Annotated in this window: 17 protein-coding genes and 1 pseudogene; 11 read left to right on the top strand and 7 right to left on the bottom strand. The window is 58.7% G+C overall.

Annotated features, from left to right (window positions below):
* The first annotated feature begins 122 nt into the window (after positions 1-122).
* The 9 genes from ACFWEM_RS31835 to ACFWEM_RS31795 all read left to right on the top strand — a co-directional run bounded on the left by ACFWEM_RS31835 (position 123) and on the right by ACFWEM_RS31795 (position 13,723).
* Entirely contained in the window at positions 123-950 is an 828-nt protein-coding gene (locus ACFWEM_RS31835) for a MoaF C-terminal domain-containing protein (RefSeq protein WP_378539666.1), read from the top strand.
* 172 nt (positions 951-1,122) lie between these two features.
* Positions 1,123-2,598, top strand: coding sequence for an ABC transporter substrate-binding protein (locus tag ACFWEM_RS31830; RefSeq protein WP_378539665.1), 1,476 nt, complete (start codon positions 1,123-1,125; stop codon positions 2,596-2,598).
* A 167-nt stretch (positions 2,599-2,765) separates the two neighbouring features.
* Positions 2,766-4,100 (top strand): aspartate aminotransferase family protein, encoded by a 1,335-nt coding sequence (locus ACFWEM_RS31825; protein WP_378539664.1) that lies wholly within the window; start codon positions 2,766-2,768, stop codon positions 4,098-4,100.
* On the top strand, positions 4,087-5,094 hold the full coding sequence (locus ACFWEM_RS31820) for a phosphotransferase enzyme family protein (protein ID WP_378539663.1): 1,008 nt from the start codon (positions 4,087-4,089) through the stop codon (positions 5,092-5,094). The genes ACFWEM_RS31825 and ACFWEM_RS31820 overlap by 14 nt, the downstream gene beginning before the upstream one ends.
* Positions 5,095-5,203: 109 nt before the next feature.
* Positions 5,204-6,793: a PucR family transcriptional regulator gene (locus ACFWEM_RS31815; protein ID WP_378539662.1), complete on the top strand. Its 1,590-nt coding sequence runs from the start codon at positions 5,204-5,206 to the stop codon at positions 6,791-6,793.
* A 49-nt stretch (positions 6,794-6,842) separates the two neighbouring features.
* Complete coding sequence (locus ACFWEM_RS31810) at positions 6,843-8,522, top strand: amidohydrolase (protein ID WP_378539661.1); 1,680 nt, start codon at positions 6,843-6,845, stop codon at positions 8,520-8,522.
* The gene (locus tag ACFWEM_RS31805) at positions 8,523-9,911 is read left to right on the top strand and encodes an APC family permease (protein ID WP_378539660.1); all 1,389 of its coding nucleotides are present in this window, start codon (positions 8,523-8,525) and stop codon (positions 9,909-9,911) included.
* A gap of 8 nt (positions 9,912-9,919) precedes the next feature.
* The gene (locus ACFWEM_RS31800) at positions 9,920-12,856 is read left to right on the top strand and encodes an aminotransferase (protein ID WP_378539659.1); all 2,937 of its coding nucleotides are present in this window, start codon (positions 9,920-9,922) and stop codon (positions 12,854-12,856) included.
* Positions 12,857-13,084: 228 nt separating this feature from the next.
* Positions 13,085-13,723, top strand: a complete 639-nt coding sequence (locus ACFWEM_RS31795) for a GntR family transcriptional regulator (protein WP_378539658.1) — start codon at positions 13,085-13,087, stop codon at positions 13,721-13,723.
* A gap of 31 nt (positions 13,724-13,754) precedes the next feature.
* Here ACFWEM_RS31795 and ACFWEM_RS31790 read toward each other — a convergent pair whose 3' ends face one another.
* The 3 genes from ACFWEM_RS31790 to ACFWEM_RS31780 form a co-directional block, all read right to left on the bottom strand.
* The gene (locus ACFWEM_RS31790; protein WP_378539657.1) at positions 13,755-14,522 is read right to left on the bottom strand and encodes an SDR family NAD(P)-dependent oxidoreductase; all 768 of its coding nucleotides are present in this window, start codon (positions 14,520-14,522) and stop codon (positions 13,755-13,757) included.
* Between the two features lie 4 nt (positions 14,523-14,526).
* Entirely contained in the window at positions 14,527-15,813 is a 1,287-nt protein-coding gene (locus ACFWEM_RS31785; protein WP_378539656.1) for an aspartate aminotransferase family protein, read from the bottom strand.
* A gap of 445 nt (positions 15,814-16,258) precedes the next feature.
* Positions 16,259-17,467: a CaiB/BaiF CoA transferase family protein gene (locus ACFWEM_RS31780; protein ID WP_378539655.1), complete on the bottom strand. Its 1,209-nt coding sequence runs from the start codon at positions 17,465-17,467 to the stop codon at positions 16,259-16,261.
* A gap of 148 nt (positions 17,468-17,615) precedes the next feature.
* Here ACFWEM_RS31780 and ACFWEM_RS31775 point away from each other — a divergent pair, with 148 nt between their 5' ends.
* Positions 17,616-18,398: an enoyl-CoA hydratase/isomerase family protein gene (locus ACFWEM_RS31775; protein WP_378539654.1), complete on the top strand. Its 783-nt coding sequence runs from the start codon at positions 17,616-17,618 to the stop codon at positions 18,396-18,398.
* Positions 18,399-18,465: 67 nt separating this feature from the next.
* Here the strand turns inward: ACFWEM_RS31775 and ACFWEM_RS31770 are convergent, their stop codons facing one another.
* A complete protein-coding gene (locus tag ACFWEM_RS31770) occupies positions 18,466-19,830 on the bottom strand; it encodes an NAD-dependent succinate-semialdehyde dehydrogenase (RefSeq protein WP_378539653.1) in 1,365 nt (454 codons plus the stop codon).
* A 439-nt stretch (positions 19,831-20,269) separates the two neighbouring features.
* Complete coding sequence (locus tag ACFWEM_RS31765; protein ID WP_378539652.1) at positions 20,270-21,436, bottom strand: ROK family protein; 1,167 nt, start codon at positions 21,434-21,436, stop codon at positions 20,270-20,272.
* An 848-nt stretch (positions 21,437-22,284) separates the two neighbouring features.
* Here ACFWEM_RS31765 and ACFWEM_RS31760 point away from each other — a divergent pair.
* Positions 22,285-22,407, top strand: a complete 123-nt coding sequence (locus ACFWEM_RS31760; RefSeq protein WP_378539680.1) for a hypothetical protein — start codon at positions 22,285-22,287, stop codon at positions 22,405-22,407.
* Here ACFWEM_RS31760 and ACFWEM_RS31755 read toward each other — a convergent pair.
* Both ACFWEM_RS31755 and ACFWEM_RS31750 read right to left on the bottom strand, forming a co-directional pair.
* Positions 22,373-22,686 (bottom strand): annotated as a pseudogene (locus ACFWEM_RS31755) (IS481 family transposase); the annotation flags it as partial. The gene ACFWEM_RS31760 and the pseudogene ACFWEM_RS31755 sit on opposite strands and share 35 nt — an antisense overlap.
* Before the next feature lie 64 nt (positions 22,687-22,750).
* The gene (locus ACFWEM_RS31750) at positions 22,751-24,157 is read right to left on the bottom strand and encodes an aldehyde dehydrogenase family protein (protein ID WP_378539651.1); all 1,407 of its coding nucleotides are present in this window, start codon (positions 24,155-24,157) and stop codon (positions 22,751-22,753) included.
* Positions 24,158-24,192: the final 35 nt, after the last annotated feature.

Below are 24,192 nucleotides of genomic sequence, written 5' to 3'. Positions count from 1 at the left end.
TCACGACACCGATGCCGCCAACTAGCGCGAGACGTTATCGCTCCCGTGACGCTCCGTCGGGGAATTTCACTGGGCAAGAACGACTTACTCGTGTCGGCACAACCACAACGAAAGGAACAGCAATGCACGCATTCAACCTGTCCGAGCAGCAGTACATCCCCCTGCGGGAATTCAACTGGCGCGTAGATCCCGATGGAGGCGGAGTCGGCGAGGAGTTCGAGGACGGACGTTGGCCCGCCAGCACGAGCCTCGATGGCAAGAGCTACGACCTCTCTTTCGTCAACGGCTGGAAGATTCGTCACGAGTTCAACGCCGGTGCGACGATGACGTGGACCGTGCTCGAAGGACAAGGAAAGGGTGAAACGGGCACACAGGACTCACACACCGTAGAGGTCCGCCCCAACATCTTCGCCGTGACGTTCAGCAAGGGAGAGCCGCGTGAGGACATCCTTCTCGTAGTCGACACCGAGCGTTCCCGCGCCCTCGCCGTGGTCACGACGTTCGGTCCCGGCTACTTCGAGGGAGACGAGAGTCTGCCTGAGGCGAACACAGTATTCCTTAGTGGCGCAATCGGAGACGCCGAAATCGTCGAACTGCACCCGTCGGATGTCTTGGTAAGCCAGCGCGCGATCCACTTCTACAGCGAACACCAGGTGTACGAGCACGTCTACCTCAGCAAGCACACAAACGTCTGGCAGTGCCTGGTAGGCCCCGAGAGGGGTGAAACGGATGTCGCAGAGACGGACACTTACGTGTTCGACGACGATCTGTTGATTTTCAAGTGGCATGAGCGCGGTGCTCCGGCCGATGGAATCTTGGTCGTCGATCGCGTTTCACATCGCACCACCGGCAGGCTCAGCGGTAGCGACGGCATGCTGGTAATGGGCGCCCGCAGCTACTTCACTGCAGCACTGGAGTACCCATCGCTGCAGGAATTGGCTAACGGCTGACTGTCCTGTCGGCCCCGTCGCAGAGTGGAGATGAAACCTTATGGAAAAAGAAAATTTTCAGATAGGACGCCGAGGGTTCTTGCTCGGCGCGGGTGCCGTGATTGGATCCCTTACGCTTGCAGGTGCAATGACTGCCTGCGCGGGGGGGTCCGCCCCAGCGGGCAGTAGCCCAATGGTGGGACCGGACGGTTTGGGAACTAAGATGGGAACCCCTAAGCCGGGTGGATTGTTGCGTATTGCCATGATGGGTAGCGGGTCCAGCGAGACTCTTAATCCCCAGTTCGTCGCATCTCCCATCGATGCGCTTCGGGTGTACGCAGTCTACGATCCACTTGTTCGGATCGGTCCGAACTTTACGACTGAGCCTGGACTGGCGATAAAGTGGGACAGCAACGAGGACGCAACCCTTTGGCATATCACGTTGAGAGAAGGTGTGGTCTGGCACGATGGTAAGCCTTTTACCGCCGACGATGTGATTTACAGCCTACGCCACATGGGTGATCCTTCGAGCCTGGGTAGTTCATCCGTTGAAGCTATCGACCTCGAAGGTCTGTCCAAGAGCGGTGACTTCGTCGTCAACGTACCCATGAACCGCCCACTTGCGCGACTCTGGGAGTCATTCATCGAATTCAATCAAGTGATGATTCAAGACGGTACCACTGATTTCTCGCGTCCCGTCGGTACAGGTCCCTTTCGTGTCGACGAATTCAAGCCGGGGCAAATCACCACACTAAGCGCCAACCGCGACTATTGGGATCAGCCCAAGCCGTATCTGGACAATCTGACGATCATGTCGTTCAACGATCAGTCGGCATTGGAGAATGCCCTTCTCGGTCAGCAGGCCGACGTTATCAGCCCCTTATCTTACCCCACTGCTCGAGCCAATATCAAGAGCGAAAAGTATCAGGTCGTTGCCTCCCAGAGCGGGCCAAACTACGTATTTTATATGCGTGAAGACATACCGCCTTTCGACGATGCCCGCGTTCGGCAGGCAATGCGGCTAATTGCCGACAGGCAAGGTCTCGTCAATTCTGCGCTCGGCGGCTTTGGCGTGGTGATGAATGACATGTTCGGAAAAGGCTTGCCCTTCTATGACGATGCTATTCCGCAACGGACGCAAAACATCGACAAAGCTAAACAGTTGCTGGCAGAAGCGGGCATGAGTGACCTGCAAGTCACCCTGCAGACGTCCCCGGCGATGCAGGGAGTTGAGGAGTCGGCATTGGCTTTCGCTCAGCAAGCCCGCCAGGCTGGAGTGACAATTGATGTGAAAAAGGAGCCGGTTGCCTCGTACTTCGATCCGTCGCTTCTGTACGGGCACATGTTGCTTGCACAAGACTGTTTCCCTGTCTCTTCGCTCGCATCCAGATACCAGCAGAATCTTATCTCTGGCGCCTCGGTAAACGTCACGCACACCAATGACCCTGAACTCGATGCTCTACTCGCCAGAGCAACTGGTGAGCCGGACGAGGCAAAAGCGACAGATCTGTGGAAGCAAGTACAGCAGAAGCAATTTGACTCTGGCGCATACATCATGTGGGCGGCAGGACTGCAGACCAACGCAGCGTCCAATAATGTGCGAGGAATAGGACCTGGCTGGATGCTAGGGCTCGGTGATTTCCGATCATTCGAATGGTGGATCGAGTGAGTTCGTAGTTTGCCTTCTCTGACGCCCCGAACCGGCAGGACCTCCTGCCGGTTCAAACTTAGTATCGCGCTCGTAGCCCATAGGCAGGCCCGGTGAGAATCGCTTGAATCCATGCATCGATTAGGCAACTAGACCCAGCGGGAACGCAACAGATTCTTGGAGGACTAATGACACACACCGATTCACTTAGCTCGGCTGAAGGGTGCCATGACCGAATTGGCGATGGACTTCAACGTCGACGGGACCGCGCGCTAGGTCACGGAGCCCGACTGTTCTATGCAGAACCGCTCGAAATCGTGCGGGGTGAAGGCGTTTATCTCTTCGCCGCCGACGGGCGGCGCTACGTCGACATGTACAACAACGTGCCGAGTGTTGGGCACGGCAATCCGCGAGTGGTCGAGGCCATGCGTAGTCAGCAGTTGACGCTTAATGTTCATAGTCGCTACTTACATGAAGGTATCGTCTCTTTCGCTGAGCGATTCTGCGCTCTGCACGACCCGTCGATCGAAAGCGTCGTGATAAGTAACAGCGGTACCGAAGCTAATGACGTAGCGGTGCGCATGGCACGCGCAGTCACTGGTCGGCGCGGGGTAATCGTTACTAATGCCAACTATCACGGCAGCAGTGAAATGATCAACGGATTTACTAAAGCTATAGCAGACCCCGCAGCCTATCCAGAGGTGAGAACCTTTCAGTTTCCAGACCTCTACCGATCGGAAGGCGACGCTGTCGATGAGGAAGAAATCTGTGACTTCTACATCCGATCGCTGACCGCGGCCGTTGACAGCCTGGTACGAAGCGGAGTCGGCGTCGCCGCCTTGCTGGTGTGTCCGATCCTTGCCAATGAGGGTCTACCTGATGTTCCCGTCGGGTTCTGGGCCAAGGCGGCCGAGATCATCCGCGCTGCAGGGGGATTGATTATTGCGGATGAAGTTCAATCCGGGTACGGGCGTACCGGAACCTGGTGGGGCTACCGTGTCGCAGGTCTGGTGCCCGACATTGTAGTGACAGGGAAACCGATGGGTAACGGTCTTCCGTTAGCGGCTACGGCGGCGAGTCGCGAAACCGTCGACCGCTTTCGCATGATGACACGATACTTCAACACTGCAGCCTCGACTCCACTGCAGGCGGCGGTTGGCACTGCCGTTCTTGACGAGATCGAAGAGCGTAACCTGCTGATCAACGCTTCCACGCTCGGCGTTGAATTGAAAGCGGCTCTGCGCAGTCTCGCGATCAAGTACGACTGGATTGGTGACGTCCGAGGAGTCGGTCTGTTCTTGGGCCTAGACATCGTGCGGGACGCCCCTCGGAAGTCCCCTGACCCTGAACGTGCAAGAGTTCTAGTCGAGCTACTTAAGAACCGCGGCTTCTTGACTTCGGTAGCGGGCGCATATGTCAATATGATAAAAATCCGTCCACCCCTAGTGATTGAACGCCGGCATATCGATGAGTTCCTTGCGGTGCTCTCAGACGTCTGTGAGGTAGTCGATGCGCGCCGGTGATGCACCTGTGGTGATCATGGATGCTGCCATACTTGCGTGCGCTCGCTTCGGGTTTTTCGACGCTGAAGTTCACCTTGTTTCGGCTAGTGAAAACCTCACATTTCGTGTAATTGATGGGCCGACGCAGTCGGTGTATTCATTGCAGCTTCATCGGCCGGGGTACCACGATGACGTCGAGATGACCTCCGAACGGCAGTGGCTACGTGCGCTCTCTGCGGCTGGAGTGCGAGTGCCCGACCCCATCAATAGCATTGAGGGCCAGGAGTTCGTGGTTACCCCGGTTAGCGGTGAAGCCGAGAAGCGCTTCGCGACAATGAGTCACTGGATGCCGGGAACCATAATGGCTTCGGTCCTGGAAGGCAATGTCGATTCGAATGTAGAATCGCGCTACTGGCATCAAATTGGCGCAAGCATGGCGGCGATTCACAACCAGTCCAGCGGTTGGGTTGCTCCCGCGGGTTTCCGGCGTAAGCATCTTGATGTTCCGGGACTTCTCGGTGACGAGCCTCATTGGGGCCGGTTTTGGGAATATCACGGGTTCACTTCAGACGAACAGAACATATTGTTGGAGGCTCGAGATGCGCTCGCTATTTTGTTGACGTCCTATGGGCGCGCCGAAAAGACATACAGTCTGATTCACGCCGATATGGTTACCCGTAATATCCTGATCGATGACCGAGGGGTTGTCAGCACTATCGACTTCGATGATGCTGCCTATGGCTGGCATCAGTATGACATGGCAGCAGCCCTAAACAATTGTTCAAATCCTATCGATGGTGACCGCGAGCGCGCCTTTCTGGATGGCTATCGCACAGTTCGAAATATTAGTGCTGATGATGTCGCCCTGTTGCCTGTGTTCCGGCTCATTCGTGGAATGGCTAGCCTGGGGTGGAAGGGGCAGCGACCAGAGGTGGAGTGGGTGAACGGGCGTTTGCCCACCTTGCGGCGAGACGTGCTCCGGCTCTCTCGTGGTTTCCTCGACGGGCAGCTCTGAGCGAAATGCGTGGCACTCGGCTTGTTCGTCTAGCTTCGCTAGTTATCCGTCTCCCTTGCCTGGGATCCACTGTCCCCACATGTTGTATTTAGCGGCTGGATCGCACGAAATGGCACTCACGGTGCGCGAACTGGTGCGTAGTCCAGCCCTGCGACTCTCTTTAGTCGCAGGGCACGAAGGACAGGACCGGAGTATCAAGTGGGCCCACTCGAGCGAGCTCTCAGACCCCAGCCCGTTCTTGTCGGGCGGTGAATTGGTGTTGACTACCGGTATATCTGTCGGGAACGGCGCCGAGCAGCAGGATGCGTATGTTCGCCGGTTGGCTCGCGCGAATCCTGCCGCGCTTGCCGTCGACACCGGGACTGTCTACGCGCAGGTTCCGGAAGCGATTCGTGCTGTCGGCGACGAATTGGGGCTTCCGGTGTTACGCGTACCACGGGCGACTCCGTTCATTGCCATCACGCGTGCCGTCGTAGATGCCTTGACGCTGTCTCGTGTGAGCGCACTCCAGCATGTTATCGAATCGCAGGATGCCATGAGCCGCAGTGTTGTTCGTTTTGGTGCTGCTGGCGTCGCCGAAGCCCTCGCCCATGCGCTGCCAGGAGTCTCCGTAGTCGTTGTCGGGCCGGATCTGCGGATTGTGGCTTCACAGGGTCCGGACGCAAATCATGCCGTCACTACGGCCGTCGCATGGGCCGAACAGCAAGCCAATAGTCCGCTGCGACGTCGGTCTAGAGAAATCACTGTCGACGGGAAACTCATGTGCAGTCTGCAGCGGATCGCCGTGGGCTCGGCAGCGTTGGGGTACCTTGCAGTTGTCAGCCCGGGGTCGTTCGATGCGTCGGCGCGGCGCCTTATTGCGCATGCTCATGTGCTGATTGCCAGTGCCATGTCCAAACCCGCTCGGGTTGTGAGTGCCGAGCACGGTCTGCGCACGGCGGTGACTTTGGCACTGATCAAGACTCACGTGGCAGATCCAAACGTGCTCGGCTACTTCGGGTTTGACGCCGAGGCCGAGTGCGTTGTCATCGTCACGGACGGACTCCGCGACCACCAAAGTGCTGAGCGCACGGTGGCGGCACTCTTGACCGGTAGTGGGACACCGCATCTCATGGCGGTGATCGACGGAGTTCTGGTAATTGTACTTACCGTCGGCGGTGTCGCGGTCGGGGCCGAAATCCACGATGCATTGGTTTCAGCGCACGGGGTGACGGTGCGAACCGGACAAAGTGCCGTGACACAGATCGACTCGATCGTTTTGGCCGTCGATCAAGCGCGAGTGGCCGCCCGGTCGGCTACGAGCGGGCGGCACACTCAGTACGGCGCGCTTGATGCCTACACCACGCTTCTGCGCAGTCGTTCGGTTAACGAGCTCGGCTTGCTCGCTCAAGTGCTGACGCCGTTAGAACGGTGCGTACAACATGACTCCGCAAGCGACCACGCCCTATTAGAGAGTCTGGTCGCATATCTCGAACATGACGGTCAAATCGAATCCACTGCAAGGGCTCTCGATGTTCACCGTCACACCCTGCGTAGCCGCCTTGCGCGTATTCGTGAGGTGCTGGGTGGCGACATCGACTCGACGCACCGTCGTGCGGAGTTGTGGACCGCGATCAAGGCTCGCGAGGCAATTGATGGTGGTGCGGACTTCCGAGGCTCGGCTTCAGGCGCAGCGTCTGAGCCCTCACGGCAGCTGTAGGCCTCCGCGGCTGGAAACCAACCCGTCTCATTTCGTTCTTTGAATTTTTGTGGCGCAGTTCAAGCGTTGGCCTTATCGTAACCAAATTGGTGAATTGATCACCAATTTGAGGGAGGTTGCTTTGAAAACAACATTTGTCAACGGAACGGTCTGGCGCGGACTCGGGCACTCGGAGGCTGATCGATTGCTGGTGATCGACGGTCGTGTCGCGGAGTGGGACCCTGCGGTCGTTCCCGATCAGGTCGTGGACCTATCAGGCGGTTTCCTCGGTCCGGCCTTCGGCGACGGCCACGCGCACCCGCTCGTCGCAGGTCTCGAAGCACAAGGACCACAAGTTCGCGAGGCGACCGACGTGGAGGAAATGGTGCAGATTGTGGCGAACTGGGCGGTGGAGAACCCCGACAGCCCTTGGATTATCGGCGGCAGCTACGACGCTACCTTGGCTGAAGACGGACGATTCGACGCGCGGTGGCTCGACGCCGCGGTCCCAGATCGACCCGTCGTCCTGCGGTCATATGACCATCACGCGGTTTGGTGCAACACGCGCGCATTGCAACTAGCGGGCATCACAGACGGTATGCCGGATCCCGATGGCGGCACCATCTGTCGACGTAAGGACGGCAGCGTGCTCGGGACACTGCTGGAATGGGGTGCAGTCGACATGGTGTTCGACGTCGCACCTCCTGCCACCCTTGAGGCCGGGGTGCGGGCCGCGCAGTACGCCACAGAACATTTCGCCGCTCTTGGTATCACCTGGGTTCAAGACGCATGGGTCGACCCGGGGCAGGTGGAAGTATGGTTGGCTGCCGATCAGGCTGGTGTGCTGGCTTGCCGTGCGGATCTCGCGCAACGCGCCGACCCTAAGCGCTGGAAAGAGCAGCGCGAGGAGTTGACACGGCTGCGCGACGCGGTTGCCAAGTCGTCGCATTTGAGCTGCCGGACTATCAAATTTTTCGTCGACGGCATCATGGAGAATCGCACCGCTCACATGCTTGAGGACTATAGCGATTCTTGCTGTCGAGGCATGCCAGTGTGGGAGTACGACGACCTCTTGGCGGCCACCGCATGGGTAGATTCCCTTGGTTTCGAGCTCCACCTTCATGCGATCGGGGACGCGGCAGTGCGCTCGGCATTGGATGCGGTCGAACACGTGATCGCGACCAATGGACCCCGCGATCGGCGGCCTGTGATCGCGCATGCCCAGCTTGTGCATGCGGACGATTTGAACCGCTTCGCCGCTCTTAGTGTCATCGCGTGCTTCCAGCCATTGTGGGCCACCGCGGACGATTTCATGGTGGTCCTGACGTTGCCGCATCTCGGTGAGGTCAGAGGCAACCAGCAATATCAGATTCGTTCTCTCGTGGACTCGGGTGCGCCTGTGAGCTATGGCAGTGACTGGCCGGTGACTAGCCCCGATGTGCTGCTTGGTCTACGTACCGCAATAACGCGCCAGAATGTAGACGGCACTCCAGAAGGCGGCTGGATACCCTCGGAACGAATCTCGTTGGACACCGCGCTCGATCTCGCGACTCGCGGTGTCGCCTATCAGGCACGTGCTGACCATGAGCGAGGGATCCTGACCGTCGGCAGGCAGGCGGACTTGGTCTGGCTCTCTTCTGATCCGCGTGCAGTCGACATCACCGCGATCACTGACATAACCGTGTTGGGCACCTGGCTGGAGGGCCACCGTACGCACGCTCACCAATCTGCTCCGCTGGGGGCGGAGTAAATGGCTGGCGATGCCGACGTCGCCGATGCCCAAGGTCCGGCGCTGAAGCGGGTCATGGGTGTATCCGCTTTGGTTGTCTTCGGTGTGGCGTACATGGCGCCAATGGTCGTCTTCACTACTTTTGGTGTCGTTAACCAGGTCACCGATGGCCATGTTCCCACTGCGTACGTCCTGACAACAGCCGCGATGCTGTTCACAGCCATGAGTTACGCAATGCTGGTACGCGCCTACCCTGTGGCCGGCAGTGCATATGCGTACTCGCGCCGGGCATTCGGCGGGCACGTAGGATTTCTGACCGGTTGGGCGCTAATGCTTGACTACCTGTTACTGCCGCTGACGAACTACTTGCTCTTCGGTATCTATTTGAACGCAGAGTTTCCGGAGGTCCCTGCTTGGGTGTACTCGGTAGGCATGCTTGCTCTGATCACGGTGCTGAGTATCGTTGGCATCGGGGTTGTTCGTAACGCCAACCTCGTCTTGGTCGGCATCCAGGTCATCTTCGTGATTCTTTTCTCCATCGTCGCGGTGATTCACCTCATGAAGCGCTCAGACGTTCCACTGCTCGAGCCGATCTACAGTCACGGTATGAGCGCCACGGCGTTGTTTGCAGGTGCGGCAACTCTTTCGTTGGCGTTTCTGGGTTTCGATGCTGTGTCTACGATGTCGGAGGAGGCGCGCGATCCGCGTCGCACCGTACCTCGGGCCATCCTGCTCACTGTTGTAGTGGGAGCTGTTTTGTTTATCGTTGTATCATATATCAGTACCCTGATTGTGCCCGACCCTGCCAGTATTCCCGATGCTGATTCCGCCTCGGTACACATCATGGGTGTCGTTGCAGGACAGTGGTTTCAGTCGGTGTTTCTGGTCGCCTACCTGTCCGCAGGCCTTGCTGCCGGCCTGGCTACACAAGTGAGTGTTTCGCGGGTGCTGTATGCAATGGGTCGCGATGGCGTGTTACCACGAAGTGTTTTCGCCAAAGTGAGCAGGCGTTTCAGAACGCCTTTCGGCGCAGCTCTGTTCGTCGCTGTGTTGTCATTTGTGGGGCTGCGAGCCGATTTGGGATGGTTGTTCTCCGTCGTCAATTTCGGCGCACTGGCTGCTTTCTCGCTCGTCAATATGTCGGTGGTCAAACATTTCTTAATCGACCGACGTGAACGAGGGTTGCGAAACCTGCTCCGGTACGGAGTGTCTCCGACGATCGGGTTCTTACTCACGTTGTTCCTATGGTTCAACTTGTCGGGATCGGCCTTCCGGGTCGGTCTGTGTTGGCTCGGCATCGGCGTGATCTATCTCCTGTGGTTGACGCGAGGTTTCCGCCGCCCACCGCCGGACGTGAACTTCGACGACACAGCGGTTGTCGCCGAAACTCCAGAGTTTCTGAAAGGTTGATAACTGCAATGACTTCCGCAAGAAATCGTCAAGGATTCGACTTCTTTGCCGCCCCTCCGATCATCCCAACCCGTATCACGGCCGCGGAGGCTACCGAATTCGCCGAGGCCTACCTCGGACATCCTGTCACGGTGCTCCCGCTCGGAAGTAACCAGGACCAGAACTTCCTCTTGCTCGACACAGAAGGCACCGGCGTCGGTGTGTTGCGTATAGCGAATCCAGCGTTCACGGAAGTGGAGAGCGACGCGCAGGATATGGCTGCACAGGCGATTGCAGAGGCCGAACCCGAACTTCGACTGGCGACGCTGCTTCCGGCAGTCGACGGCAAGGGCGCGCGACCCATCATGGATTCGGATGGCAGGGTAGGCATCGCGAAGGTGTTGAGGTTTCTCCCGGGTTCGATCGACGCGCCCGAGAGCTACTTATCCCCAGCCACGGCGGCCAGGATGGGCGAGATATCGGGACGTGTCAGCCGTGCACTGGCTTCCGTTGAGCATTCCGGCGTCTATCGGACATTGCAATTCGACATGCGGCATGCTGATCGCGTCACAGAAACCCTGCTGGAGTACGTACAGGAGGGAAGACGCGCCGTCGTTGCCGAGGCTGCCGCCCAGGCCTGGGCCCGAGTCGATGCCGTATCCGATCAATTGCCCATGCAGTCGGTCCATTCCGATCTCACCGAGCTGAACATGATGCGGTCCCCACACGCACCGCATGAGCTTGACGGTGTGTTGGACTTCGGCGATCTCTGTCATACCTGGGCGGCCAACGAGCTCGCGGCAACGGTGACTGCGATGCTGCAACACCCAAATGTCCAAGCCCACGACGCGCTGCCTGCGATTGCTGCGTTCCATCGGGTGCGGCCACTGTCGACAACGGAAGCCGACGCGCTATGGTCGCTGGTCGTCTTGCGGGCAGCGACCCTGGTCGCGAGCGGGAGTGCGCAGGTCGCGGTCGATCCCGCAAACTCCTATGCCGTCGAGACGCTGGTCGGCGAATGGCGTATGTTCGACACGGCTACGGCTGTCCCGATCGATGTCATGTTGGCATTGATTCGCAGTGCGCTCGGAATGCCGGTCGATCTGATCGAATTCCCTGCAGATGCCAGAGCGCTCATCGCGGATTGCACCTCGGCCACTGAACTGGATGTCTCGACGACTTCCGCGGTGTGGGACGAGGGAGCCTGGCTGCTTCGGGATACACTCGATGTCGCTGCGTCTAAGCAGTTGTGGAGCGGCGCAGACAGCGTCTTCACTCGCTATGCCGCCATCAGTCCCGCAGCACCTCCCCTCACTCAGGATGAGCCTGCAACCGTGTGCACCGGCATGGCGTTGTGGTTCGCCGCGGACCGAGTATTGTTGGCCCCCTGGGCAGGTACTGTGCGCAGAGACGGCAACGATTTGATCTTTAGCGCGACCGACACGGAGATCGTCGTATCAGGACGGATCGAAAGTAGAGAAACTGATGCTGTCGTCGAGTCGCTGGAACCAGGTGACGTCTTTGGCATCTTGACGGCCGGCCACCGCTACCAACTCACGGTCCGCAAGGCAGGTGCGTTCACGGTACCAGCTCAGGTTGTCCCGAGTCAGGCGCGGGGATGGCTGAGTCTCACGGCTGACCCGAGATCATTGTTAGGCCTGCCTCCTGCTCCGGCCGCATCGAATTCTGAGCAACTCCTACAGCGCCGCCGCAGTACGGTCGCCGAGGAGCAGCAGTACTACTATGACGACCCGCCACAGATCGAGCGTGGGTGGAGACACCATCTGTTGTCGACAGACGGGCGCAGCTACCTAGACATGGTCAACAACGTAGCAGTGGTCGGCCACTCCCACCCACGGATCGCTGATGCGGTCAACCGTCAGCTGCGCACACTGAACACGAACTCTCGTTTCAACTACGAGGCAATTGTCCAGTTCTGCGAGCGCATCACCGATAGACTTCCCGATTCCCTCAACCGCGTCTTCCTCGTGAATTCGGGTTCCGAGGCTGCCGACCTCGCTCTGCGGTTAGCAATGGCCGTGACTGATCGGCGGGATGTCGTAGCGATGCGTGAGGGCTACCACGGTTGGACCTATGCCGCAGATGCAATCTCGACCTCTGTCGCCGACAACCCCACCGCCCTGACTACCCGGCCCGAATGGGTGCATCTCGTCGACTCCGCCAACGCTTACCGAGGCACACACCGAGGCTCGGATGCTCACCGATACGCCGAAGATGCTGTGCAGCGCCTGCAAGAGATGGCTTCAGTGGGTCGCCCACCAGCAGCGTTTATCGCCGAAGCGGTCTACGGAAACGCGGGCGGAATGGCGCTGCCTGACAGTTACCTACGACAGGTATATGCTGCGGTGCGCGAACTCGGAGGTCTGGCTATTGCTGACGAAGTTCAAGTGGGTTACGGCCGTCTAGGGAGCTCGTTTTGGGGATTCGAGCAGCAGGGCGTCGTGCCTGACATCGTCACGATGGCCAAAGCGATGGGTAACGGGCACCCTCTCGGTGTCGTCGTGACCTCCAAAGATTTGGCCGAGAAGTTCGGTGTGCAAGGATCGTTCTTCTCTTCGTCCGGCGGTAGCCCGGTGTCATCGATCGTGGGAACTACAGTCCTCGATATTATCGAAGGCGAGGGACTGCAGGCGAACGCTGCTCTGGTGGGAGCACGACTTCTGGCAGGCCTACGCAGTCTTACCGACAAGCATTCCTTGATCGGAGAGATTCACGGCAGTGGACTGTTCATCGGCGTCGAACTCGTCCGAGACCGCTCGACGATGGAGGCCGCATCCGAGGAAGCGATGGCCATTTGTCAGAGGATGCTCGACTATGGTGTGCTGGTGCAGCCCACCGGTGATCGCATGTGCATTCTTAAGGTCAAACCACCGCTCTGTCTCGACGAAACCGGGGCGGATTTTTTCGTCGATACTCTCGACAGGGTGCTGACCGAAGGTTACTGACTGAAAGACTCGCGACGAATGTGCCGTCGGCATACGTGCAGACGGCACATTCGTCGTAAATCTGGTCCGAGCCACCGCACAAGACGACAAAAACGAGTCGGACGTCCTACAGGCATAATAGGAGGATTGACCACCTGACTCACATATCCGCAAGGAGGGGCCGTGGCCGCATCGATTCGAGGGATTGGAGAGCGGTCTCTCCCCGATCGCACAACCACCGGTGAACAAGTGGCCGAACTGATCCGCGATAAAATTATGTCCGGCTCAATTGGACGCGGTGAACCGCTTCGTGAAGAGGCAGTTGCGAGCGACTACGCAGTGTCGAGACGTACCGCTCGAGATGCACTCCGTGTCCTGGGCGACGACGGTCTGGTACGCCATCAACGGCACAAGGGTTCTAACGTCATCGATTTCGGTGTCGAGGATATCGTCGACGTGTACGAATCGAGGCGACTTCTGGAAGTCGGAGCCGCACAATGGTGGTGCAAACAGCCCCCCGGAACGGGTACTTCAAGGTTGGCGTCACTTGCTGAGTCCTATGATTGGATGGTTGTGACGATGTCGAGCGCAGACGATCGCCGGATCGTTGAGGCCGACGTCGGATTTCACGCCAGAGTCATCGGGCTCTTGGGAAGCCCGCGAGTTGATGCCTTCTTCGCCTCCATCGCCACCCAGATGGTGTACGCGCTGGCCCTTCTTGAGATGTCGGGGAAAGATTCGCGAACATACCCGGATACGACCCTTGCCGAGCATCGCGCAATCTATGACGCACTGGAGGCGAGGTCGCACGAAGCTGTCGAACTTATCGAAGAACACGTTCAGTGCCATAAGCATCGCCTGGTCTCCCTGGTGACACAGATCAGCTGATGAATGAGCTGTTTGGCGTCACCAGGACGCCTCAGTTGGCGGGCCACACCTCAGGGATGTGATGACCTCCATCGGCCACCAGCACAGATCCTGTGACGAACGAAGCCGACTCGTGGGCTAGAAATGACACACACGCCGCGATCTCGTCAGGGGTGGCGCTTCGGCCCATCGGACCCGCTGCTGCCGCCTTGGCCTCGAAATCGAGTTGCGATCCAGTGGAGACATAACCGGGAGCAATAAGGTTGACGGTCACGCCATCTCCGACCACTTCGAGTGCGAGGGACCTTGTGAGGCCTACCATGGCAGCCTTAGACGTGGTGTAGGCGGACTGACCAGGCATCGCGTTGACCGTGCCGGTAGTCGAACCTATCGATACAATTCGTCCGTACCCGCCCCGGCGCATTTCTGGAACAGACGCCCGGCACATTAGAAAGGCGGTTGTCACATTGCGCGAAATCGCGGCACCCCATTGATTCAAGGACAACTCGGTGACCTCGCCCTCGGCGTCCCACCCAGTCGATATCGATGTCATACCTGCGTTGTTTACCAGAATGTCCAAGCGGCCCCAACGACCAACCGCCTCTTGGACCAGAGTGTCGGCTGCGCCGTCGACGGTCAGATCGGCGACGACTCCCACTGCCGCCATGCCCAGATCAGCAGCCCGATCATGCACCCTTTGTGACGTTGCGCCCAGAACTGTCCTCGCCCCCTCAGCTACTAACTGCTTGGCGACCGCAGCACCGATTCCGTCGGGTGCACCGGCACCGGTCACGATCGCTACCCGATTCGCGAAACGCATATATTCAGACCCCCCGCGCCGCAGCAGTCGGGCGTGCGTTTACAGTCTCGATCGCTGTGGTTAGCGTTTCGGCGATGCGGTCGATCTCGTCCTCTGTGACGATGAACGGGGGGCAGATCTGCATAGTATTGCCCGGCAAACATCGAATAATCACTCCGGCGTCGATGCAATGTTCGGACACAGCTTCGCCGTTGACGCCTTCGTCGAGTTCGACACCGGCCATGAATCCGACTCCGCTGCGTACTTCGCGCACTCCAGAGGCAGACGACAGAGAGCTGAGAGCGTCGTGTAGAACGCTCTCAAGAGCGGCACTGCGTTCGACGAGAAATTCCTTTTCGAGGATGTCAATGTTGGCATGCGCTGCCACAGACGCGGTTGCGTGCCCGGAGTAGGTGAGGCCGTGCCGGAACACTGGCGCATTCTCACGATAGAATCGACCCCAGATACCGGGTGCGACGAGTAGTCCACCTAACGGAAGGTAGCCCGAGGTCAGGCCCTTCGCCATCAGCACCATGTCGGGTTGGACACCGAATCGTTCGCATGCGAACATTGCGCCCGCACGCCCGAAGCCGGTGATTACCTCATCGGCGATGAAGAGGATGTCGTTGTCGTTCGCTAGTTTTTGCAGTCCAGGTAGGAACCCAGGAGCAGGGGGAATCACGCCTCCGGTGCCCATGATGGGTTCGGCCACGATCGCGGCAATGTTCTCTGCGCCAACCTCGGCCACCACGGCGGCGATCCCGTCGAGATCATGGGTGGGAACCCGTCGGGTTTCAGGCACCAAGGATGGGCCTCCATAGCCCTCGCGATTGAATTCAATTCCGGTAACGCTGGTTCCGAACGCGTGTAGACCATGGTAAGAACGTTCGCGACTGAGAATGATGCGTTTGTCAGGACGCCCCTGTACCTGCCAATGGCGCCTCGCGAGCTTGAATGCCAGGTCCGCGGAGTCCGATCCGCCACTTGTCATGATTACTTTGGCGTTGTCGACAGGGGCGAGTTTCACAAGTCGTTCTGCGAGAGTCAGAGCGACCTCATTGGCGAAGCGACCGAAGACATGGTAAGTCTCAAGCTTTCTAATTTGAGCTGCAACGGCATCGGCTATCTCGGTGCGGCCGTGACCAATGTTCGCGTGCCAGAGCCCCGACGTGGCGTCGAGCAGTGTTTGCCCTGCGCTAGTGGTGACGTAGGCGCCCGTTCCTTCGACGATAACAAGCTGGCGACCCAAAACTGATGGCATGTGGGCCTGGCCGCTCCACAGTGCAGGGATGCCGGGAGAGCTGTTGGTCATGAGGACTCCGTTCTTTCGGGATGTTTGTGTGGGTGTGGGTGTGGGTGGCAGACGGTTCGACCGGCCGCACAGAGCGTGAGGACTTCGCATCGATCCATTGTCGGGGTTCGACGCCAGTAATTCGCGGCGATTCTCCGCTGACTTCCGGCAAGTTCGCCGGCGGTTGGCACTTCGAGCAGACTCTCGTGCATGCCCATGCAGCGATGCACGAGGCAACGCGGCTGCAGCAGCCTCGACAGCGCTGGCCACCAGAGCTGCATTCGCCTGAAACACCTGCGCGACAACCTCGGTGGAGTCGGAGGGGTTGGTCAGCGATCAGGTGGTGCCGCCTGGCCGCCAGTGCCCTCCCATGTGATGCTGTAGTGGTGTTGGGGGCAAATAGTCGGACATAGGGTGAACTCCTAGTGCGGAGGTATTGAGATGCGGTCCCGGTCGAGGTGCTGTGTCAGACGACCGCCGCGTCGCGGAGCGCGTCCAGAGTCGCCGAGTCGATACCTGCGAGTTCGGTAAGGACAGTGGCCGTATCTACGCCAAGGGACGGAATCTGCTGTGTGCCAGCATCAACACCAGGGCCGGTCAATCGAGTAGTGAGCAGGTTCGGGTAGCCCGCGGTGTTGGTCAGTAACCCCAGTTCCCGCGTAGCAGAATCGTGCACCATCTCACTGACCGAGCGGATAGGAGCTGCCAACAGTCCCGCATCGAGAAGTATTCGGACAAGGCCGTCGGTGGTGAACCCGACTGTAGCTTCTGCAATGGCCTTCTCGACGCGATCACGTTGCCGTACGCGCCCGGAATTGCTCGCCAATTCCGGGTCTTCCAAAAGGTGTGCGACGCCTATCGCACGGCACAGGGTCGGCCACATCCGGTCGTTGACGGTACCTGTGATGACGTCACCGTCGGCCGTGGGAAATCCGCCGTACGGCACGATCGAGGGGTGATGTGATCCCCAGCGTTCGGGAACGTCGCCGGAGACGCTCGTGGAGGCCACTAAGGTTCCCAGGGCTGCGATGGCAGTGGCGTATAGCGATGTGTCGATATGCGTACCCACGCCGGTGCTACGTGCGATGCTGAGTGCGGCAATGATCTGCGCGGCAGCGGTCAGTCCGGTGGTTATATCTGTCATCGCGACTCCGAAACGCACGGGTTCCCCGTTGCGGGAGCCCGTGACGCTCATCAGTCCAGACATGCCCTCGACTACGATCTCGGTGCCTGGGTAGTAGGCGTAGGGGCCGATGCTTCCGAAACCCGATATCGAGCAGGTCACGATTGCTGGATTGATCTCCGCCAGTCGTGCGTGGTTCATGCCGTGGCGCTGCGCCACTCCTGGACGGAAGTTCTCCACCACGACATCGCATTTCGCGGCCAGGCTCCGCACAATCGCTGCGCCACGTTCGTCAGTGAAGTCCAGTGTCACAGAGAATTTTCCGCGGTTCAATGCAGCGAAGTAGGCGCTGATGACCTCGTCGTCGTCGATGAAGGGGGGACCCCAGGAACGAGTGTCGTCGCCGACCGTAGGTCGTTCGATCTTGATGATATCGGCTCCGAGTTCCGAGAGGAATTGAGTGCAGTACGGCCCCGACAGAATGCGGGTGAAGTCGAGAACACGGACATTCGCCAAAGGCAATTCGTGACTCGCCTCGTTGTGAGAACTCATCGCGTTCTACTCGTCACCGCAGAGGTAGTCGACAGTGACGACTGCGAATCATGCTGTCGTATAGTTTGTTTCATAGATTTCGACCTTTCGTGGTTGTTGCAGGGTCTGTTGTTGTGGTTGTCGACCTCGACCCGCTAATGTCGCGTTCATGAGCGATGTCACTTCGTGCACAACAGATTCGGGTATCGGCTACATTCGGATGAATCGTCATACTGCCCTAAACGCACTGTCCGTAAGTCAGGTGCAACTAATCACCAAAGCGATGAAGCAGTTGGTCGAAGACTCTGGGGTGAGAGTCATTGTGATCAGTTCTACTGTGTTAAATGCCTTTTCGGTTGGCGCTGACCTCAAAGAGCGACTCGAGTTGGATTCAAGAGCAATGATGGAGGCACGCGGCTCATCGGTAGCGATGACATGTGCCTTGCTTGATGTTGAGGTACCGACGATCGCCGCTGTGCACGGGCTAGCGCTCGGTGGAGGCTTGGAGTTGGCGTTGACCTGCGATCTGCTGATCGCTGATCGAACAGCTTCATTCGGATTGCCTGAGACGGGAATTGGGATTATTCCTGGCGGCGGGGGAACTCAGCTACTACCGCGCAAGATTGGATCGGGTCGGGCGAAGGAATTGATCATGACCGGACGGCGGATCGACGCCGACGAGGCATACAGGTATGGCGTGGTAGATGTCCTTGCACCCGGCGGTGTGAGTGCGGCAGGCCACGCTGATGCGGTCGCAATCACGATCGCCGCGAAAAGTGCTACCGCGCAACGAAATGCGAAGGCCGCGTTGCGCGGAAGTCAATACCTTACCTTGGCGGATGGTCTTGCTTTGGAAGATCAACTTTGGCGGGTGAGTGCAGTCACTCCTGACTACCGTGAGGGATTGGCGGCCTTCTCTCAGAGGCGGCCGGTGGCGTGGCCGCAGCCTTGAATGAAGCTTCCTTACGGTGCCCTTCCGGCCGCCGGTAGTCCTCCGGACTTCCGGCGGCCGGAATCCGTTACTTCCCGATTCGGACCATTTTCTTGTTGACGAATTCGTCAGCGCCTGTGCGGCCCAGTTCACGGCCCCATCCAGATCGCTTCATGCCGCCGAATGGTAGTTCGGGTGCGTCGGCGCCCGTGACATTGACGAAGACCATCCCAGCCTGGAGTCTGTCGGCCACACGAAGTGCCTGTTCGTCGTCCGTGGTGAAGACGTATGAACCGAGTCCAAATAGTGTGTCGTTGGCGCGGTCGACGGCTGCGTCTTCGTCAGTGACCTTCTCTACCACGGCAACCGGCCCGAACAGTTCCTCGTAGTATACGTCGTTCGCCGGTGTAAGTCCGGAGATCACCCCAGCTGGGAAGAAGCATCCCTCCCGGGTGCCGACCGAGGTCAACGTAGCTCCCTGGGCGACCGCGCGATCCACCTGGTCGCTCAGTCGTGCCACTGCCCCCTTGGAAGACAGTGGGCCGAGTTGAGTGCCAGGCTGAGTGGGGTCTCCGTAATTCTGCTGAAGCAAAGCGGTGGTGAACTTTTCGAGGAATTCGTCATACAGCTTCTCGACGACGATGAATCGTTTGGCCGCGTTGCAGGCTTGCCCCGTGTTCTCCAGTCGGGCAGACACAGCGTGATCGACAACGGCATCGATGTCATCAGTGCTCAGGAGTATAAACGGGTCTGAACCGCCGAGCTCGAGGACGACTTTCTTGAGATTGCGGCCTGCGATCTCGGCAACCGCAGCGCCTGCACGTTCAGATCCGGTTACAGAAACTCCCCGCACCCTGGGATCGGTGATCAAAGTGGCGACCTGGTCGGTGGTGGCGTAGACGTTTGTGTAGGCACCGCGTGGCAGCCCCGCGTCGTCGAAGATTGCTTGAACGGCTGCCGCGGATTCAGGGCACTGGGGTGCGTGCTTGAGTAGAATTGTGTTACCTACCAACAGATTCGGTCCGGCGAAGCGGGCGATCTGGTAATAAGGGTAGTTCCACGGCATGATGCCGAGGAGAGTGCCCATCGAGCTGCGTCGAATGAAGGCACTACCGGTGCCGCCTCGCAACGTAATAGGCTCGTCTCGCACGATCTCCTCGACGATATCCGCGTAGTAAGCGTAGATGTCGGCGCAGAAGTCGACTTCGGCGAGCGCTTGATCGATCGGCTTACCCATCTCGCGGACAATGATCGAGGCAAGTTCCTCGCGACGCTCAGTATGTAGTTGACCGACTCGTGCGATCGCCTCAGCACGCTGTTTGGCAGACCAATCCCAGTTTCGATGTGTGGCTGCAGCCGTGGCGAGCGCCGACTGCAGTGCCTCGTCGGAGATCGTGGGGTATTCGCCGTGATGCTGCCCCGTGGCCGGATTTGTCACTGCGTAGTCCGTCATCTGTGCCTCCTGGTGTGCGAGCGCCGCGCGGTCTTTTGAGGTCGCGGCTTAATGCTGCTTTCAGTCTCCGTTGTCAATTACGCGCCGGACATAGACGAGGCGGACAATCATCTAAGTGAAGATCGCCACAGGGGCGATTGGCGCCACGCGAAAAGGTCGACGTGACCTCGCTCTGAGGTGTGGGAGCGAACCTCCCCGGGCCGGCAGAATGGATCGCGTTGAGCAGGCAGTGAAATGTCTGCAGGAAAGCGGATAACGCTCGACAATCAGGGGCAGTGATTTTTAAGATTTTTAACGAGAATGGATACCGCACGTTTTCGACGCAGCGGCAGCCGATGGGCGTCCTCAACCGTAGGCAGGGGTGACTATTTTGCATTGACTCGCAACGGCCAGCTTTAATCCCCACGACAAACAAGCTCGGATCATTCAACCGAACACTCTAGTCGTTCAGCGCGGTGCTTTCGCGTAAACGCTTTCGCGCGCAAGAAAGTCCTACTTCGATGGTTCCGCGCGGTTGCGAATAACCGTCGGACCGCGAAACTGCCAGCTGAGGTATCTGGGGGAGCGTTTGTTGAAGGCGGTCCGCGACTTCGGGGAGGATTGAGGAAACCAGTGGGACAGTGCGGCCTCCGAAAACGACGATTTCTGGATCTAAGGAGAGTGCGAGAGCTGTGACTGCAATGTGCAATCCACGAATGAAGTCCTCGCGATAGATCTGGAACTCACCATTTACCAGGGCGTCGAGGAACTCCGAAGTCGGGGGAAGCGCTACGCCTTCGTGATCGGCACGGCCCCGGATGCCTTGGAGGCTAAGCACGTCCGCAAGCGTGAAGCCATCGCGATAGGGATACGGGTAGAATCCGAACTCTCCGACAATTTGCCGCCTTTCGGCGAGCTGTACACCGTCTACGGCGACGCTTCCTGCCAGCGCCGTACTTATCACGAGTAACGCCACATCGCGAAAACCCTTGGCTGCGCCGTCGACCATCTCTCCTGTCAGCGCCATGTCCGGATCGCTACGGAGTTCGACGTGCCCACCGAGTTCGTAAGCAACCCGGGCGAAAAAATCCGAGCCTGCGATGTTGCTTAGGCCGACCGCAGGTCTGACGATCGACACGCCGTCAATCACCTTCGCTGGGACCGATATCACCGATTGCAGGCATTCGCCTGAACCTGGTGGACGCACACGTCGAATTAGCTCGCAGAACCAGGTTGCCAGGTCACTGACGTTCGGCAACCGGGGTGTATGTACGCGCTCTCGGTGCAAAATAGTCCCGTTCAGATCCGCCCACATCACCCGTGTTGTTTCCACGCCTATATCAGCGCCCATGACGTGCCCGATCTGTGGTGAGGCAATGATTCCTCGTACTGGTCGACCCCTGGATTGGGCGCGATCGGAGGTAGGTCGCTCAGCGATCAACCCGGCTTCGGCAAGTTCGTCCAGGACCCGGCCGACTGTCGAGCGGCTCAATCCCGTGCGGTCGAGAATCTGCGCACGGGAGAGTGGCGACTCCTCAAGAATTAACTCCAGCACCAGACCTCGATTCTGATCCCGTGCGCTACCTCTCTGCCCACCCAAAGTGACTTCCGACAACGCTGCCTCCATTTCCGCCTGAACTGGCCACGCGCCAACAGAAGTACTCTGCAGTTGGCGAGTCGCGGAGTCCGATCGCTCTGCACTCGACTTCCGAGGGATCTCAGCGCGAACCACCTGACCGTACACATTTAACGTATCAGTAACGGCGGTGACCCCGTCGCGTGTTGGAAGTGGTCTGCCCCGTGGTATTGCCTAGTGGGCGCGGTGATATATGACACGGTACTGTTCGTCGGTCAAAATCCTCGCAATTATTGCTGCAGTTGGACGCAAAATTGACGGGCTACTGGTAACAACCCCGAGGAGGAAGTAGGGGGATCGTGCGTATACCTGTGTGTGCGGTACATAGTGGGCGGTTCTCGCCGCAGTCACACAATCTTGCAGAGTGAATCGCATCCAAGCATTTTGTAGCGCGATACTTTTCGTTGCTTTGAGTGTGAAGTGACCTGGCTGTCAAATCCGCGCCGCGAAAAGACTGTTCGAGCGTTGTGCCGACTGGTAGCGAGGCGCGTCGTCACCAGGATTCAGGCCTTGAACAGTCAAGGAATTCCGGTCCGTAGTGGAGCGCTCGTCTGACGACCGGAAATCCTGGTAGCATTCGCCGACGTCATATCGCCGCAGGCGATCGACGGAACCTGACGCAGGCGGCCACTGCGCCGCAAGGTCGGATTCTGTCGAAATCAAACGGTCAGGACTACACCAGTTCATTACCGCGAGCGCCTCTCGATGCTTCGGCGTTCACAAGATTTCCGGGCTATGTGTCTAGCTATATGGGGCAAGGATGTTACTCACGCGGTGCCGGCGATAAAGATAAGCGGCGGTCATTCCCCGCGTACTGAATGCGGTCGGTGATAACTGTAGTGAAAATTCCACACCTCGACGGCGATGCGTCGATGCTGCTCGCTGGTGTATTCGCGGGAGTAGAGCAGTTCTTCGGCGAGGATGCGGTCGCGAGGCCGACCATTTCCGGGTCCATCGTATGAATTCGATCTCGGCCACAACGCCCGCCGCGGTGGCGGTCGGTTGGTGTTACGGTACGCTGGGAGTGTCCTATAATCGCAGGTCGCCGTATGTGCGGTGACGGTTGACCCACTTCGAGGCGAGCGTTGGCGGAAGATCCCCATTTCAGCAGCGACATGGGCGATCGGACGGCTCTGGCATCGCTCGAAGAGTCGTCGCCTTCTCTCGACAGTCAGTGGAGCATTGCGGTGTGTCACAGGGCCGGTCCTTTTTGGTTGAGAACGGTTGTGTCGCAGTTCCATTCTCCCGCCGAGGACCAGCCCGTCTACTTCAGTCTTGCGTCAGGAACGTCCATCCCCACAACACCTAGCCGTTGATCACCTGCGGCGCTGAGACTGCTTTCAAGCCTTCCATGCCGAATTCGAGTCCGTAACCGGACTTCTTAACTCCACCGAAAGGGATCATCGGGTGGACACCCCCGTGCGAGTTTATCCAGACGGTGCCTGCTTGGATTCGAGCAGCGACAGTTCGCGCGGCCTCGCGGTCCGGGCCCCACACCGAGGCACCCAACCCGACGTCGAGCGCGTTCGCCAGTTCCACAGCCTCGTCGACGGTGGTGTAGCGGACGATCGGCAAAGCGGGGCCGAACTGCTCCTCCGTCACCAGTGGATTGTTGTTGTCGATGTCCGAGACCAGCGTTGCAGGGTAGAAGTATCCAGGGGCGTAGGTATCGGGTGTTCCGCCTGTGAGAATCGTTGCACCCGAGTCCTTTGCCCTCTCTACCAGTTCGGCGACAATATCGTATTGGGCCTTGTTCTGCAGCGGGCCAAGCACATTCTTCTCATCGAGACCACGCCCCATCGGGGTCGCATTGGCGACCTCCGTCAACGCTTCGCACACACCGTCGTACACGTCGGTATGTACGTACAGTCGCTTGAGGGCTGCGCAAGTCTGTCCAGTATTTATGAATGCACCCCAGAATAGTTCCTGTGCAATAGCTTTCGGATCGACACCAGGAAGGACGATACCGGCATCGTTACCGCCGAGTTCGAGAGTCAGTCGCTTGACGGTATCTGCGGAACTCCGGATGATCGCTTGGCCGGTACTAGTGGATCCGGTGAACATCAGTTTGGCTATGTCGGGATGACTCGACAGGCGCGCGCCGAGATCACCATCACCGGCTACCACTGAGAGAACATCCTCGGGCAGTACGGTATTCAGGATTTTCACGAGCGCGAGCACACTTAGCGGTGTGTGTTCCGACGGTTTGACAACCACAGTGTTGCCCATCCGAAGCGCGGGTGCGACCTGCCAGACAGTGATCATCATGGGCCAGTTCCACGGTCCGATTGCGCCCACGACACCGAGCGGTCGGTAGCGCAATTCGGCATAGTCCTCTTCGTCGTCTATAAGAGTCTGGACGGGAACGTCGGTGGACGCTGTGGCGCGAAGCCACTTGGCGCAGGAGCCGACTTCGAAACGCGCGTTGGGGCCGTTCAGAGGCTTTCCTTGCTCACGTGACAATAGTTCAGCGAGAGGTTCGCTCGCACCCTCGATGGCATCGGCGGCTTCAAGCAACAGAGACTTTCGCTCGTCCGCAGAACGCGCAGACCATGCCGGTTGGGCTGCCTTCGTCCGAGCGATCGCAGCGTCAAGTTTCTCAACTCCGCAGAACGGTGCTTTTCCCACTAGTTCACCGGTAGCCGGATCAAAAATTGCCCGACCGTTCGGATCGGTAATATCTCCAAGTAGTTCGTTGTATGTGGTGGTCACTGCGTGTCCTTCCAATTTCATCCGTTTGCTAAGAG

This window comes from Rhodococcus sp. NPDC060176, from assembly GCF_042728675.1.
Classification (GTDB): Bacteria; Actinomycetota; Actinomycetes; order Mycobacteriales; family Mycobacteriaceae; genus Rhodococcus_F.
Note: the sequence above shows the minus strand (reverse complement) of the source record. Positions and strands in the feature narration are given on the sequence as shown.